The following is a 13,044-nucleotide window of genomic DNA, read 5'->3' as shown; positions in this document are numbered from 1 at the left end:
GACAATGGAGGGGAAAGCGCCCATCATGCGAAGGTCAGCGCTGGCCGCTATCGCGGCCATCGGCTCCGCCAGCCTGCTTGTTGCGGGTTGCAGCAAGGCCGATGACAACAAGAATGAGAACGGCAACAAGTCGGCCGGCGCCAACGCCGCGACCCAGGGCGTCGTCAACGCCTCCGACAAGAAGGGCGGCACGCTCACCTACGAGCTGTCCGACGTCCCGGACTCCTTCGACCCGGGCAACACGTACTACGCGTACATGTACAACCTCAGCCGGCTGTACGCCCGCCCGCTGATGACCTTCGTGCCGGGTGCCGGCGAGAAGGGCAACACCCTCGCCCCGGACCTCGCCGCGAGCAAGGGCGTCCCGAGCGACGGCGGCAAGACCTGGACGTACAAGCTGCGTTCGGGCCTGAAGTACGAGGACGGCACGGCGATCACCTCGAAGGACGTCAAGTACGCCGTCGAGCGCTCCAACTTCGCGCGTGACGTGCTCTCCCTCGGCCCGAACTACTTCCAGCAGTTCATGGCCGGCGGCGACAAGTACAAGGGCCCCTACAAGGACAAGAGCGCCAAGGGCCTGTCCTCCATCGAGACGCCGGACGACAACACGGTCGTCTTCCACCTGAAGCAGGCCTTCCAGGAGTTCGACTACCTGGTCGCGGCCCCGCAGACGGCTCCGGTGCCCCAGGCCAAGGACAAGGGCGTCGACTACGTCAAGAGCATCGTGTCCTCGGGCTCGTACAAGTTCCAGAGCTACGAGGACGGCAAGCAGGCCGTCCTCGTGCGCAACGAGAACTGGGACCCGAAGACCGACCCGCTGCGCAAGCAGCTGCCGGACAAGATCGTCGTCAAGCTGAAGGTCAACCCGGAGACCATCGACCAGGACGTCCTGGCCGGCGACGCGATCGACCTGGCCGGTACGGGTGTCCAGGCCTCCACGCAGGCCAAGGTGCTCACCGACACCGCCAAGAAGGCCCAGACGGACAACACCTACGGTGGCCGTCTCGTCTACATGGCGATCAACACCAAGGTCGCGCCGTTCGACAAGGTCGAGTGCCGCAAGGCCGTGCAGTACGCGATCGACAAGGTCTCGGTGCAGACCGCCGAGGGCGGCCCGATCCGCGGCGACATCGCCTCCACGGTCCTGCCCCCGGACATCCCGGGCTACGCCAAGGCGGACGTCTACGCCACCAAGGGCAACAAGGGTGACGTCGCCAAGGCCAAGGAGCAGCTGAAGGCCTGCGGCAAGACGTCGATCTCGACCAACATCTCGGCCCGCTCGGACCGCCCGCAGGAGATCGACGCCGCCACGGCGATCATCAACTCGCTGAAGACGGTCGGCATCAACGCCAGCCTGAAGCAGTACCCGTCGGGCAAGTACTTCACGGACTACGCGGGTGTCCCGAAGTTCACCGTGAAGCAGAACATCGGCCTGGAGATGATGCAGTGGGGCGCCGACTGGCCCTCCGGCTACGGCTTCCTGCAGCAGATCCTGAACGGCAAGGCCATCAGCCAGTCGGGCAACACGAACCTGTCGCAGTACGACAACAAGGACGTCAACGCCCTTCTGGAGAAGGCGATCGGTACGCAGGACAACGCTGAGCGCAACAGCCTGTACACCGAGATCGACAAGAAGACCATGGACGATGCCGCCCTCGTGCCGCTGACCTACTTCAAGGTCCTGCTGGCCCGCCCGCAGAACTACACCAACCTGGTTTCCACGGCGGCCTTCAGCGGTCAGTACGACTACCTCAACATCGGCGTCGCGTCGAAGTAGCAGCCCCGGAAGGCAGGTGAAGGCATTGGTGCCCGCGGGCTTCGCGGCCCGCGGGCACCAGCGCCGGTCCCCGTGATCTCGTACATCCTCCGCCGGACGTTCGCGGCAGTGATCCTGCTGCTGGTCGTCTCCGCGGTCACCTTCGCCATCTTCTTCCTGCTGCCGCGGCTCGCCGGCCAGACAGCGGACCAGCTGGCGCAGCAGTACATCGGCAAGAGCCCGTCGCAGGCGGACATCGCCGCTGTCAAGCACAACCTCGGTCTGGACCAGCCTGTCTACGTCCAGTACTGGCACTTCATCAAGGGGATCGTGGCCGGCGCCACCTACGACCTCGGCCCCACCACGGTGCACTGCGACGCACCCTGCTTCGGTTACTCCTTCAAGAACCACCAGGCTGTGTGGCCGGAGCTCACCTCCCGTCTTCCGATCACCCTCTCGCTGGCCGTGGGTGCCGCCGTCCTGTGGCTGGTCTCGGGCGTCGTGGCCGGTGTCGTCTCCGCGCTGAAGCCGCGCTCGGTCCTCGACCGGACCTTCATGGGCATCGCGCTCACCGGCGTGTCGCTGCCCATGTTCTTCACGGGCAACCTGGCGATCCTGCTCTTCACCTACCAGTGGCCGATCTTCGGCAAGACGTACGTCCCCTTCACCGAGAACCCCTCGCAGTGGGCCAACACCCTCTTCCCTGCGTGGTGTTCGCTCGCCCTGCTGTACTCCGCCATCTACGCGCGGCTCACCCGCTCGGGCATGCTGGAGACGATGAACGAGGACTTCATCCGCACGGCCCGCGCGAAGGGCCTGCGGGAGCGCACCGTCGTCACCCGGCACGGACTGCGCGCCGCCCTCACCCCGATCATCACGGTCTTCGGCATGGACCTCGGCCTGCTGCTCGGCGGTGCCGTGATCACGGAGTCGGTGTTCTCGCTGCCCGGTATCGGCCAGTACGCGGTGCAGGGCATCACCGACAACGACCTGCCCAAGATCCTCGGCGTGACCCTGCTCGCCGCCTTCTTCGTCGTCTTCGCAAATCTCCTGGTGGACGTGCTCTACGCCGCCGCCGACCCGCGGGTGAGGCTCTCGTGACCGAACTCTCCAAGACCGGCGCCGCAGTGGGGGAGCCCACCTCCCCCGGCAAGGCGCCCGAGGCCTTCCTCGAGGTCCGCGACCTCAAGGTGCACTTCCCGACCGACGACGGCCTGGTCAAGTCCGTCGACGGGCTCAGCTTCTCGCTGGAGAAGGGCAAGACCCTCGCCGTCGTGGGCGAGTCCGGATCCGGCAAGTCGGTCACCTCGCAGGCCATCATGGGCCTGCACCGGCTCGGCACCCGCGGCAAGAACGTCCGGATGTCCGGCGAGATCTGGCTGGACGGCCAGGAGCTGGTCTCCGCCGCCCCGGACGAGGTGCGCAAGCTCCGCGGCCGCGAGATGGCGATGATCTTCCAGGACCCGCTGTCGGCGATGCACCCGTACTACAAGGTCGGCGACCAGATCGTGGAGGCCTACCGGGTCCACCACAAGGTGAGCAAGAAGGTGGCCCGCACCCGGGCCATCGAGATGCTCGACCGCGTCGGCATCCCCGAGCCGGCCAAGCGTGCCGACGGCTACCCGCACGAGTTCTCCGGCGGTATGCGCCAGCGCGCCATGATCGCCATGGCGCTGGTCAACAATCCCGAGCTGCTCATCGCGGACGAGCCGACCACCGCCCTCGACGTCACCGTCCAGGCGCAGATCCTCGACCTGATCCGGGACCTGCAGAAGGAGTTCGGCTCCGCGGTCATCATGATCACGCACGATCTCGGCGTGGTCGCCGAGATCGCCGACGACGTCCTGGTGATGTACGGCGGCCGGTGCGTGGAGCGCGGCCGGGCCGACGAGGTCTTCGAGAAGCCGCAGCACCCCTACACCTGGGGCCTGCTCGGCTCGATGCCCCGCATCGACCGTGACACCTCCGAACGGCTCATCCCGGTCAAGGGCCAGCCGCCGAGCCTCATCAACGTCCCCTCGGGCTGCGCCTTCCACCCGCGCTGCCCGTACGCGGACATCCCCAAGGGGAATGTCACCCGCACGGTGCGCCCCGAGCTGGAGCAGGTGAGCACCGGGCACTGGTCCGCCTGCCACCTCCCGGCCGAGGACCGTGAGCGGATCTGGACCGAAGAGATTGCGCCGAAGCTGTGAGTGAGACCAAGAAGACGGAGAAGACGGGCGAGACCGCGATCCCGCAGCAGGCGCAGGCCCCCGAGGACAGCTCGGCGGACCGCGACGTGCTGCTCAGGGTCGAGGGCCTGACCAAGCACTTCCCGATCAAGAAGGGCATTCTCCAGCGCCAGGTCGGCGCGGTGAAGGCCGTCGACGGCATCGACTTCGAGGTGCGCCGGGGCGAGACCCTGGGCGTCGTCGGCGAGTCGGGCTGCGGCAAGTCGACCATGGGCCGGGTCATCACCCGCCTCCAGGACCCGACCGGCGGCACGATCACCTTCGACGGGCAGGACATCACGCGGCTGAAGACCGGGCAGATGCGCCCGCTGCGCCGCGACATCCAGATGATCTTCCAGGACCCGTACGGCTCCCTGAACCCCCGTCACACCATCGGCTCGATCGTCTCGGCGCCGTTCCGGCTGCAGGGCGTGGAGCCCGAGGGCGGGGTGAAGAAGGAGGTCCAGCGGCTTCTCGAACTGGTCGGTCTGAGCCCCGAGCACTACAACCGCTACCCGCACGAGTTCTCCGGCGGTCAGCGTCAGCGCATCGGCATCGCCCGGGCGCTCGCCCTGAAGCCGAAGCTGGTGGTGGCCGACGAGCCGGTCTCCGCGCTGGACGTGTCGATCCAGGCGCAGGTCGTCAACCTCATGGACGACCTCCAGGAGGAACTCGGCCTGACCTACGTGATCATCGCGCACGACCTCTCCGTCGTCCGGCACGTCTCGGACCGGATCGCGGTGATGTACCTCGGCAAGATCGTCGAACTCGCCGACCGTACCTCGCTGTACGAGGCGCCGATGCACCCGTACACCAAGGCGCTGATGTCGGCGGTGCCGGTGCCGGACCCGAAGCGCCGGGGCCAGAAGAGCGAGCGCATCCTGCTGCGCGGCGACGTGCCCTCGCCGATCGCCCCGCCCTCCGGCTGCCGCTTCCACACCCGCTGCTGGAAGGCGACGGAGATCTGCAGGACGACCGAGCCGCAGCTCGTGGAGCTGAAGCCGGGTCAGCGGGTCGCCTGCCACCACCCGGAGAACTTCGCCGACCAGGCTCCCCAGGACACGGTCCTGCTCTCGGTGGCGAAGGAGGCGTCGGAGCTGGTCCCGGACGCGATCCTGGCGGAGTCGGCGGAGCAGACGGAGACGCCGGCCGCGAAGGCCACCACCGCGGAGGCTCCCGAGGAGGAGCCGGCCACCACCGAGGAGTCCGCCGCCGAGGAGTCCGCCGCCGAGGAGTCCTCCGACGAGGAGGCTGCTCCCGAGGAGGCTGCTCCCGAGCAGGGCGCCACCGCCGAAGAGACCGACGCCGAGGCGTCCGCGGCCAAGGCCCAGGAGTCAACCGACAAGTAGCACATGACAACTGGGCAAAGTCATGTACATGCCTGAACGGGAGAGTGCAGAGTCGTCCGTGTCCGTCCACTGACCGGGACACGCTCGAAGGGACGACCATGGCACTCTCCCGTTCGGCACGCATCGGGGCCCTCGCCACCGCGGCGGCCTCCTTCTTAGTCGTCGCAGCCTCCTCCGCACCCGACCCGGGCGCGGCCGGCATCGGCGACCCCTACTTCCCCCAGCTCGGCAACGGCGGCTTCGACGCCCGCCATTACGACCTGGACATCTCCTACGCCCCGGACACCGGCCGCCTGGACGGCCGTACCACCCTCACCGCGCGCGCCACCCAGAACCTCTCCTCCTTCGACCTCGACCTCCAGCAGCTGGAGATCACCCGGATCGAAGTCGACGGCAGACGCGCACGGTTCAACCGCGACGGCGACGAGATCACCGTCACCCCGCGCGACACCCTCGCCAAGGGCCGCACCTTCACCGTGTCCGTCACCTACGGCGGCATCCCCGAGCCCCTCGGTGGCCCCATCGTGTTCGGGTCCAAGTACGGCTGGATGAAGACCGCCGACGGAGTCTTCGTCGCCTGCGAACCCAACGCCGCCTCCACCTGGTTCCCGTCCAGCGACCACCCCGCCGACAAGGCCACCTACGACATCCGGATCAAGGCGCCCAAGGGCCTGACCGGCGTCTCCAACGGCCGGCTCGTGTCGACGTACGACCGGGGCGGCTCGACGTACACGCACTGGCGCGAGAGGCGGCCCATGGCCACCTACCTCGCCACCGCCACCATCGGGAAGTTCGACGTGCGCACCGGCCGCACCCCGGGCGGCACCCCGATCTACGTCGCCGTCGACCCCGTACTGAAGAACAGCAACAACGTCGACGTGTACGCCGTCACCGCCGCGGCCACCGACTACTGGTCGCAGGTCTTCGGGCCGTACCCCTTCGAGGAGACCGGCGCGATCGTCGACGACATGCCCGAGGCCGGGTTCTCACTGGAGGTGCAGAGCAAGCCCGCCTACTCGGCGGTGCGCAACGAGACGACCATCGTGCACGAGCTGGCCCACCAGTGGTTCGGCGACTCGGTGAGCGTGGCCCAGTGGAAGGACATCTGGCTCAACGAGGGCTTCGCCACCTACGCCCAGTGGCTGTGGGCCGAGCACCAGGGCACCCGCACCGCCCACGACTCCTTCCTGGCCGCCTACAACGCCCGCCCCGCCGACGCGGCTTTCTGGCAGATCAAGGTGGCCGACCCGCAGCGCGACACCATGTTCGCCTCGGCCGTCTACCAGCGCGGCGCGATGACACTCCAGGCGCTCCGGGAGCGGATCGGCGACAAGGCGTTCTTCAAGCTGCTGCCCACTTGGACCCGGCTCCACCGGTACGGCAACGCGGACACGGCCGACTTCGTCCGCCTCGCCGAGCGGATCAGCGGACAGCAGCTGGACGACCTCTTCGACACCTGGCTGTTCACAACAGGCAAGCCGACCGTCTAGGCCTGGCTTTGTAAGGTTCACACCCCTTGACAGGTGAGAATGTCAGGGTGCAGCTGCAGCAACTCTTCAGTCCCTCCGTCCAGCACACGCTCGATGTCATCGGCATCTTCGTGTTCGCGATCTCCGGCGCGCTGCTGGCCGTCCGGAAGAACTTCGACGTGTTCGGCATCGCCGTGCTCGCCGAGGTCACCGCGCTGGGCGGAGGGCTGTTCCGCGACCTGGTCATCGGGGCCGTGCCCCCGGCCGCCTTCACGGACCTCGGCTACTTCGTCACCCCGCTGTTCGCCACGCTCGTCGTCTTCTTCCTGCATCCGCACGTGGAGCGCATCCAGGCGGCGGTCCTCGTCTTCGACGCGGCCGGCCTCGGCCTGTTCTGCGTCAGCGGTACGACGAAGGCGTACTCCTACGGCCTCAACCTGACCGCGTCCGCGACCCTCGGCCTCGCCACCGCGGTCGGCGGCGGCGTGCTCCGGGACGTGCTCGCCAACGAGGTGCCCTCACTGCTGCGCTGGGACCGTGACCTGTACGCCGTCCCGGCGATCGTCGGGGCCACCATGGTCGTGCTGTGCATCCACTACGACGTCCTGACCTCGTTCACCAGCGGGCTCGCGGTCGTCACCGCTTTCGTTCTGCGTCTGCTGGCGATGAAGTTCCACTGGCGAGCGCCGCGCGCGTGGAACCGCCGGTCGACGGTGTCGGAGGAGTAGCCCCGGCGGTCCCGGCGAGGGACCTGTCCTCGCCCTTGGCGCGGTTCTGGCCCATCTGCAGGGTCAGCCAGCGGAACACGTCAGGGACCTGCGGCCGCCACAGCGCCATGGTGTGCCCGCCCGCGCTGCGCGGCAGGAACACCACGTGCACGGTCGTCGGCGCCTTGGCCGCGGACTCCAGTGCCACGCCCGCCTGGTAGCCGTCGCCGGACTCGCCGGAGACGTACAGCGCGATCCGGGGCGGTACGTGCGCCTTCTTCAGGAGCAGGTAGGGGTTGTTCTCGGCGCGCAGGGTGGGGTTCTGTGCCGCGAGGGAGTTGCGCTCGCCGATCGGGTCGTTGTACCCGGACATGCTCACCGCGGCCCGGTACCGGTCCGGGTGCGCGACGGCCAGCTTCACCGCGCAGTGCGCGCCCGCCGAGTAGCCGGACACCGCCCAGCCCTGCGGTGCCGGCAGGGCGCGGAAGTTGTCCATGACCATCTTCGGCACGTCGATGCTGAGCCAGCTGTCGGCGTTGACCGTGCCGGGGATGTTGGCGCAGCCGGTGTCCACGCCGGCCAGCAGGTTGGTGCGCGGGGCGACCAGGATGAAGGGTGCGACCTGGCCGCTCTTCATCAGCGGCAGCAGCTGCTCGTGCACCTTCATCGACCCGAACGAGGCCTTCGCGGAGCCGGGATAGCCGGGCAGCAGCTCCACGACCGGGAACTTCTTGTGGCGGTACGCGGGCTCGTTGTACTGGGGCGGCAGCCAGACGTAGACCTCGGCGTTCACTCCGGAGATCCGGCCCTTGAGCTGGGTGACCCGCACCCCGCCGGCCGCGTGCATACCGGGCCCGTCGGCCTGCTTGAACTCCTGTCTGACCTTGGGCAGGTGTTTGTACGCTATGCCGCCGGTGCCGTCCCGGCCGAGGTCGGCGGCCTGCTGGACGTGGTTGCCGGTGCCGAGCAGGTCGGCCCAGTTGTCGTACAGGTTGTTCTCGTTGTTGACCAGTACGAAGACCAGCGTGACGGCCGTGCCCTGGGCGAACAGCAGCATCAGCACCCGGGCCGCGGTACGCAGGGGCTTGGGCCCCCGCATCCGCGACCACAGGACGAGCGGCAGTATGAGGGCGACCACGGACAGCACGATGGTCATGTAGAGGAACGGAGTCCCGGTGAGGCTCATGTCCTCATAGAGGGAAAACCAGGGCCCGAGGTTGTGGACGTGTCGGGACACTTACCTAGAAATTGCCGGATCCTCACCCTGTAGAGGGTCGAACAGGGGGCCGAACAGGGGGTCTGCGACAGGGCAGGCATGCGATTCCCGACCCATCCTCTCATCCCCCCGACTTGATCTTGTCACCCGCCCGCAATATCCAAAGCTACCGCTTAGTAATTTCGTGTTGTACCGTTCAGGCATGCCAGAAGCAGCTTCCGCACCCTCCCCGTCGCGGGCCGTGATCGGCGACAGCGAGTTCGACCGCGACACCACGGTCACCCGGCGCGAGCCCGGGGTCTACGACATCGACCTCTCCGCCGGCTGGACGATCATCAACGCCGTCAACGGCGGCTATCTGCTGGCCGTCCTCGGCCGGGCCCTCGCGGACGCCCTCCCGCACCCGGACCCCTTCACCATCTCCGCGCACTACCTGACCGCGTCCCTGCCGGGCCCGGCCGTGATCCGCACACAGCCGGTCCGCACCGGCCGCACCCTCTCCACCGGTCAGGCCTCGCTCTTCCAGTACGACGAGGAGGGCAACGAGGTCGAACGCATCCGCGTCCTCGCCTCCTACGGCGACCTCGCCACGCTCCCCGACGACGTCCGTACGACGGCGACACCGCCCGCGATCCCGCCGATGGCGGAGTGCTTCGGCCCGGACGACTCGCCGGCCCCGGTCCCGGGCAGCTCGGCCATCGCCGACCGGCTGATGCTCAAGCTCGACCCCGCCACCCTCGGCTGGGCGCTCGGCGCGCCCTCCGGCAAGGGTGAGATGCGGGCCTGGTTCGGCCTGGCCGACGGCCGCGACGCCGACCCGCTCTCCCTCCTCCTCGCGGTGGACGCCCTGCCGCCCACCGCCTTCGAGATCGGCCTCAAGGGCTGGGTGCCCACGGTCGAACTCACCGTTCACGTCCGCCACCGCCCGGCCCCCGGCCCGCTGCGCGTGTCGATCACCACACGTAACCTGGCCGGCGGCTTCCTGGAGGAGGACGCCGAGGTCTGGGACAGCGAGGACCGCCTGGTCGCCCAGTCCCGGCAGCTGGCCCGGGCCCGGCTCGGCTGAACGCCGGGTCCGGTCGTGCGCCGGGCCCGGGCCAGGGGTGTGCGGCCCGCTGCCTTGCGCCAGGCCGGCCGGGATCAGGCCCGGGTGAGGGGTGTGCGGCCCATCCAGGCTGCCAGCTGCTCGTAGACGTCTGCTCCCTCGGCTGCCTCCCGGCGGGTGGCGAAGGGCGTCTCGGCGTCGCGGGGGCGGGAGTCGGGGAGCAGCCGGCGGGCGGTCGCGAGCGCGAACGCGGCCAGTTCCGGGTCGAGTTCCCGCGGGTGGCCGAGGGCCTCGGCGAGGTCCCAGGTGTGGGTCACGATCTCCATGACGTATCCGGAGAGCGCCGCGTGGCCGGGGGTTTCGCCCCAGGGCACCCGTACCGGGGTCGTCATCCGCTCGTCGCTCTCCCAGGCCTTCAGCACCCGGACGCGTACCTCGTCGTAGGCCGCCGCCCAGCCGTCGTCCGCGACGCCGTCGGCGAAGGAGCGCATCGAGAGTCCGTCGCCGCCCTCGCCGACGACGGCGATCCGGAGGGTGCCGCCGACGATGTGGCTCAGCAGGGTGCGTACGTCGAACTCGGAACAGGGTGTGGGGCCGTCGAGCTGTTCGGGGCGCACGGTCTTGATGAGCGCGGCCGCCTGTTCGGTGGCGCGGGTGTAGACGGGGCGCGGGTCGGTGACGTCGGCGGGGATGGTCATGGTGTGCCTCTCGGTCGGTCGGTACGGAGAGGATGCGGGGATAACCTGACAGATTCCGTCAACATTTGCGCGGACGTTCGTGTGGCGGGATTCTGGGCGCGTGAAGTCCGACCGGCTGCTGTCGATCCTGCTGCTCCTGCAGACCCGGGGCCGCGTTCCCGCGCACGAACTCGCCGACCGGCTGGAGGTGTCGGTCCGCACCATCTACCGGGACATCGAGGCGCTGTCGGCCTCCGGCGTGCCCGTGTACGCCGAGCGCGGCCGGCACGGCGGCATCGAACTCCTCGCCGGATTCCGCACGGACGTCACCGGCCTGACCGCGGACGAGTCCCGTGCCCTGTTCATCCTGGCCGCCCAGGGCGCGCACGCCGCGCTCGGCCTGGACGCCGCGCTCGGCTCGGCCCTGCGCAAGGTGATGGCGGCCCTGCCGGCGCCGCACCGGCCGGCCGCCGAGGTCACCAGCCGCCGCATCCTGGTCGACGCCACCCGCTGGAAGAGCGGCCCGCAACAGGCCGTCGACCTGGAGGTCCTCCAGGACGCGGTGTTCTGCGACCGGCGGCTGAAGCTGCGCTACCGGCACAGCGGGGAGCGGGAGCCGCGGACGTACACCGTGGACCCGTACGGCCTGGTCGCCAAGGCCGGGGTCTGGTACCTGGTCGCCGACCGGCGCGGCGCACCGCAGCTGTTCCGCGCCGACCGGGTGCGCTCGGCACGCCTGCTCGACGATCCCGTGCGGCGCCGCCCCGGTGTCGAACTCGCCGATGCCTGGGAGGTGTTGCGCCGCCAGGTGGAGGAGCGGCCGGAGGACGGGATCGACGTCACCGTACGCATCCGGCGCGAGCGTCTCGACATGTTCCAGCGGATGGCCGCGGCCCAGCTGACCGCACTCCCCGACGACGACGGCGAGAGCGACTGGGTCACCGCCCGGCTCTCGTACCCGGTGCTGCGAGCGGTGCGCCAACTGCTCGCCTTCTCCGACCAGGTGGAGATCCTCGACCCGCCCGAGGCGCGCGCGGAACTGCTGCGGGCGGTCCGTTCTGTCACGGACCTGTACCAGGCACCGGACCGGGACGACGGATGAAATCCCAGGTGGGCGAGGGTTCTTGGGGCACGCTTTACCCCATTGACAGGCGACGGACAGGGCGGGCCCAAGAACGCCCTAACCGCCGTTGGTTGAGTGCCCGCCTCAGGAAGCCCTCATCTCTCGTGGAGCTGTCTCTCATGAAGCGTGCACGTCTCGTCCCCGCCGCCGCCCTGCTGGCCCTGTCGCCGCTGCTGCTGACCGCGTGCGGCTCGGGCGACTCGTCCTCCTCGACCAGTGGCAACTCCGGGCAGCAGGCCTGTCAGGCGCCGTCCGGCATGCCGACGGGCGGTGCGGCCGCAGGGCGCCGCCCGAGCGGGGCGCCGTCGGGCGCGCCCTCGGGAGGCTCCACCGCGCAGCCGACCGGCAGGCCGTCCGGGGCGCCCTCGGGCATGCCGAGCGGTGCGCCCGGCGGCGGGCAGGGCGGTCCCGGCGCCGGTCAGGGCGGCGGTTGCGGCGGACCGGGCGGCAGCCAGGACGCGGGTCGGACCGGAGGGCAGGCCGGAGGGCAGGCCCAGCAGGGCTGACCGGACGGGAGTGCCGGGTCGCCGGGAGCGCGTCAGTCCAGCCAGTGCCGCCGGCCGATGCTGATGAGCCGCATCTGCCGGGTGGCGCGCTGGGTGACGCGCTCCCGCTCGTCCTCGGGAGCGTCCAGCGACTCCAGGAAGAGCGAGGCCGTGATGAGCATCTGGTCCACGTAGAGGTGCGCGAGCATCAGCACGTCGTCCTCGTTCCAGCCCTCGGCCTGCGGGTCCTTGGCCAGCTCGGTCTTCACCTCCTCGGCGAACCGGGCCAGTTGGGCCTGGATGGCCTCGCGCACCGGCTGCACCCCGCCATGGCGTTCACGGGCGATGAAGCGGACGTGCGCGGGGTGCGTGTCCACGTGGTGGGCGATCAACTCGATGGCGCGGGTGATGCGCTCCCCGCTGTCGCCCGCCGTGGACACCGTCGTGCGCACCATCGGGTGCAGGCTGCCCAGCGCCTCGTCGACCAGGGCCACGCCGAGATCGGCGGTGGAGCGGAAGTGCCGGTAGAAGGCGGTCGGGGCGACACCGACGGCGCGGGTGACCTCGCGCAGACCGAGGCTGCTCAGGCTCTGCTCCTCCAGCAGCGCGAGCGCCGCGTCCAGGAAAGCCTGCCGGGTCTTCTGCTTCTGGGCCTGCCGGATGCCGAGGGTGTGACTCATATCATCCAGTTAACAACTGTTCTCTGGAATTGGAAAGTCGTGCGACGCGCTAGACTCGAAGTCAGTGAACAACTGTTACTACAACTGTTCACCGAGACTTCACAGAGCCCAAACACAAGGCATCCCTGAGGGGGGATCCGATCCCATGCTGTTCCTCGTCGCCGCACTCATGCTGCTCGGCGTCGTGCTGGGCACCGTCGCCCACACACCGCTGACCGTCACCCTGGCCGCCGCCGCCGGCATCGCCACCTGGCTCGCCGTCTTCGCGCTCCGCGAGCGCCACGGCCGCCGTCGCCGCACCTCGGCCAACTGACCGTCCGACCCGAC

13 protein-coding genes are annotated in these 13,044 nt (G+C 69.4%); 10 read left to right on the top strand and 3 right to left on the bottom strand.

Annotated features, from left to right (window positions below; all coding sequences use genetic code 11):
• Nucleotides 1-4: 4 nt before the first annotated feature.
• From ABZ471_RS33405 to ABZ471_RS33380, 6 genes are all read left to right on the top strand, one after another.
• Nucleotides 5-1,777 carry an ABC transporter substrate-binding protein gene (locus tag ABZ471_RS33405; protein ID WP_359071749.1) on the top strand — a complete coding sequence of 591 codons (1,773 nt, stop codon included), beginning with the start codon at nucleotides 5-7 and terminating at the stop codon, nucleotides 1,775-1,777.
• A 72-nt stretch (nucleotides 1,778-1,849) separates the two neighbouring features.
• A complete protein-coding gene (locus ABZ471_RS33400; protein WP_359071747.1) occupies nucleotides 1,850-2,857 on the top strand; it encodes an ABC transporter permease in 1,008 nt (335 codons plus the stop codon).
• A complete protein-coding gene (locus ABZ471_RS33395) occupies nucleotides 2,854-3,948 on the top strand; it encodes an ABC transporter ATP-binding protein (RefSeq protein WP_359071746.1) in 1,095 nt (364 codons plus the stop codon). The genes ABZ471_RS33400 and ABZ471_RS33395 overlap by 4 nt, the downstream gene beginning before the upstream one ends.
• Nucleotides 3,949-3,986: 38 nt before the next feature.
• On the top strand, nucleotides 3,987-5,315 hold the full coding sequence (locus tag ABZ471_RS33390; protein WP_359071786.1) for a dipeptide ABC transporter ATP-binding protein: 1,329 nt from the start codon (nucleotides 3,987-3,989) through the stop codon (nucleotides 5,313-5,315).
• A gap of 98 nt (nucleotides 5,316-5,413) precedes the next feature.
• A complete protein-coding gene (locus ABZ471_RS33385; protein ID WP_359071744.1) occupies nucleotides 5,414-6,805 on the top strand; it encodes a M1 family metallopeptidase in 1,392 nt (463 codons plus the stop codon).
• Nucleotides 6,806-6,852: 47 nt separating this feature from the next.
• Nucleotides 6,853-7,512, top strand: coding sequence for a trimeric intracellular cation channel family protein (locus tag ABZ471_RS33380; RefSeq protein WP_359071742.1), 660 nt, complete (start codon nucleotides 6,853-6,855; stop codon nucleotides 7,510-7,512).
• Here ABZ471_RS33380 and ABZ471_RS33375 read toward each other — a convergent pair.
• Entirely contained in the window at nucleotides 7,421-8,677 is a 1,257-nt protein-coding gene (locus ABZ471_RS33375; RefSeq protein ID WP_359071741.1) for an alpha/beta hydrolase-fold protein, read from the bottom strand. The two genes, ABZ471_RS33380 and ABZ471_RS33375, sit on opposite strands and share 92 nt — an antisense overlap.
• 232 nt (nucleotides 8,678-8,909) lie before the next feature.
• Here ABZ471_RS33375 and ABZ471_RS33370 point away from each other — a divergent pair, with 232 nt between their 5' ends.
• The gene (locus tag ABZ471_RS33370) at nucleotides 8,910-9,773 is read left to right on the top strand and encodes a thioesterase family protein (RefSeq protein ID WP_359071739.1); all 864 of its coding nucleotides are present in this window, start codon (nucleotides 8,910-8,912) and stop codon (nucleotides 9,771-9,773) included.
• Nucleotides 9,774-9,847: 74 nt separating this feature from the next.
• Here the strand turns inward: ABZ471_RS33370 and ABZ471_RS33365 are convergent, their stop codons facing one another.
• On the bottom strand, nucleotides 9,848-10,450 hold the full coding sequence (locus ABZ471_RS33365) for a TIGR03086 family metal-binding protein (protein ID WP_359071738.1): 603 nt from the start codon (nucleotides 10,448-10,450) through the stop codon (nucleotides 9,848-9,850).
• 100 nt (nucleotides 10,451-10,550) lie between these two features.
• On the opposite strand from ABZ471_RS33365, the gene ABZ471_RS33360 reads away from it, so the two are divergent.
• Complete coding sequence (locus ABZ471_RS33360; RefSeq protein ID WP_359071736.1) at nucleotides 10,551-11,531, top strand: YafY family protein; 981 nt, start codon at nucleotides 10,551-10,553, stop codon at nucleotides 11,529-11,531.
• Between the two features lie 140 nt (nucleotides 11,532-11,671).
• Nucleotides 11,672-12,058, top strand: a complete 387-nt coding sequence (locus tag ABZ471_RS33355) for a hypothetical protein (RefSeq protein WP_359071735.1) — start codon at nucleotides 11,672-11,674, stop codon at nucleotides 12,056-12,058.
• A 32-nt stretch (nucleotides 12,059-12,090) separates the two neighbouring features.
• On the opposite strand, the gene ABZ471_RS33350 is transcribed toward ABZ471_RS33355, so the two are convergent.
• Nucleotides 12,091-12,717: a TetR family transcriptional regulator gene (locus ABZ471_RS33350; RefSeq protein ID WP_359071733.1), complete on the bottom strand. Its 627-nt coding sequence runs from the start codon at nucleotides 12,715-12,717 to the stop codon at nucleotides 12,091-12,093.
• A 145-nt stretch (nucleotides 12,718-12,862) separates the two neighbouring features.
• Between ABZ471_RS33350 and ABZ471_RS33345 the strand changes: the two genes are divergently transcribed.
• Nucleotides 12,863-13,030: a hypothetical protein gene (locus ABZ471_RS33345; protein WP_359071731.1), complete on the top strand. Its 168-nt coding sequence runs from the start codon at nucleotides 12,863-12,865 to the stop codon at nucleotides 13,028-13,030.
• Nucleotides 13,031-13,044 lie beyond the last annotated feature (14 nt).

The sequence above is a fragment of the Streptomyces sp. NPDC005728 genome, assembly GCF_040630895.1.
In the GTDB taxonomy this organism is placed as follows: domain Bacteria; phylum Actinomycetota; class Actinomycetes; order Streptomycetales; family Streptomycetaceae; genus Streptomyces.
This window is presented reverse-complemented; position numbering and strand designations above follow the sequence as displayed.

What these genes read in the sequence shown, in the direction of transcription:
- ABZ471_RS33385 (WP_359071744.1), top strand. Translation starts at nt 5,414, where the DNA reads ATGGCACTCTCCCGTTCGGCACGCATCGGGGCCCTCGCCACCGCGGCG.
- ABZ471_RS33345 (WP_359071731.1), top strand. Translation starts at nt 12,863, where the DNA reads ATGCTGTTCCTCGTCGCCGCACTCATGCTGCTCGGCGTCGTGCTGGGC.
- ABZ471_RS33355 (WP_359071735.1), top strand. Translation starts at nt 11,672, where the DNA reads ATGAAGCGTGCACGTCTCGTCCCCGCCGCCGCCCTGCTGGCCCTGTCG.
- ABZ471_RS33405 (WP_359071749.1), top strand. Translation starts at nt 5, where the DNA reads ATGGAGGGGAAAGCGCCCATCATGCGAAGGTCAGCGCTGGCCGCTATC.
- ABZ471_RS33350 (WP_359071733.1), bottom strand. Translation starts at nt 12,717, where the DNA reads ATGAGTCACACCCTCGGCATCCGGCAGGCCCAGAAGCAGAAGACCCGG.
- ABZ471_RS33365 (WP_359071738.1), bottom strand. Translation starts at nt 10,450, where the DNA reads ATGACCATCCCCGCCGACGTCACCGACCCGCGCCCCGTCTACACCCGC.
- ABZ471_RS33370 (WP_359071739.1), top strand. Translation starts at nt 8,910, where the DNA reads ATGCCAGAAGCAGCTTCCGCACCCTCCCCGTCGCGGGCCGTGATCGGC.
- ABZ471_RS33375 (WP_359071741.1), bottom strand. Translation starts at nt 8,677, where the DNA reads ATGAGCCTCACCGGGACTCCGTTCCTCTACATGACCATCGTGCTGTCC.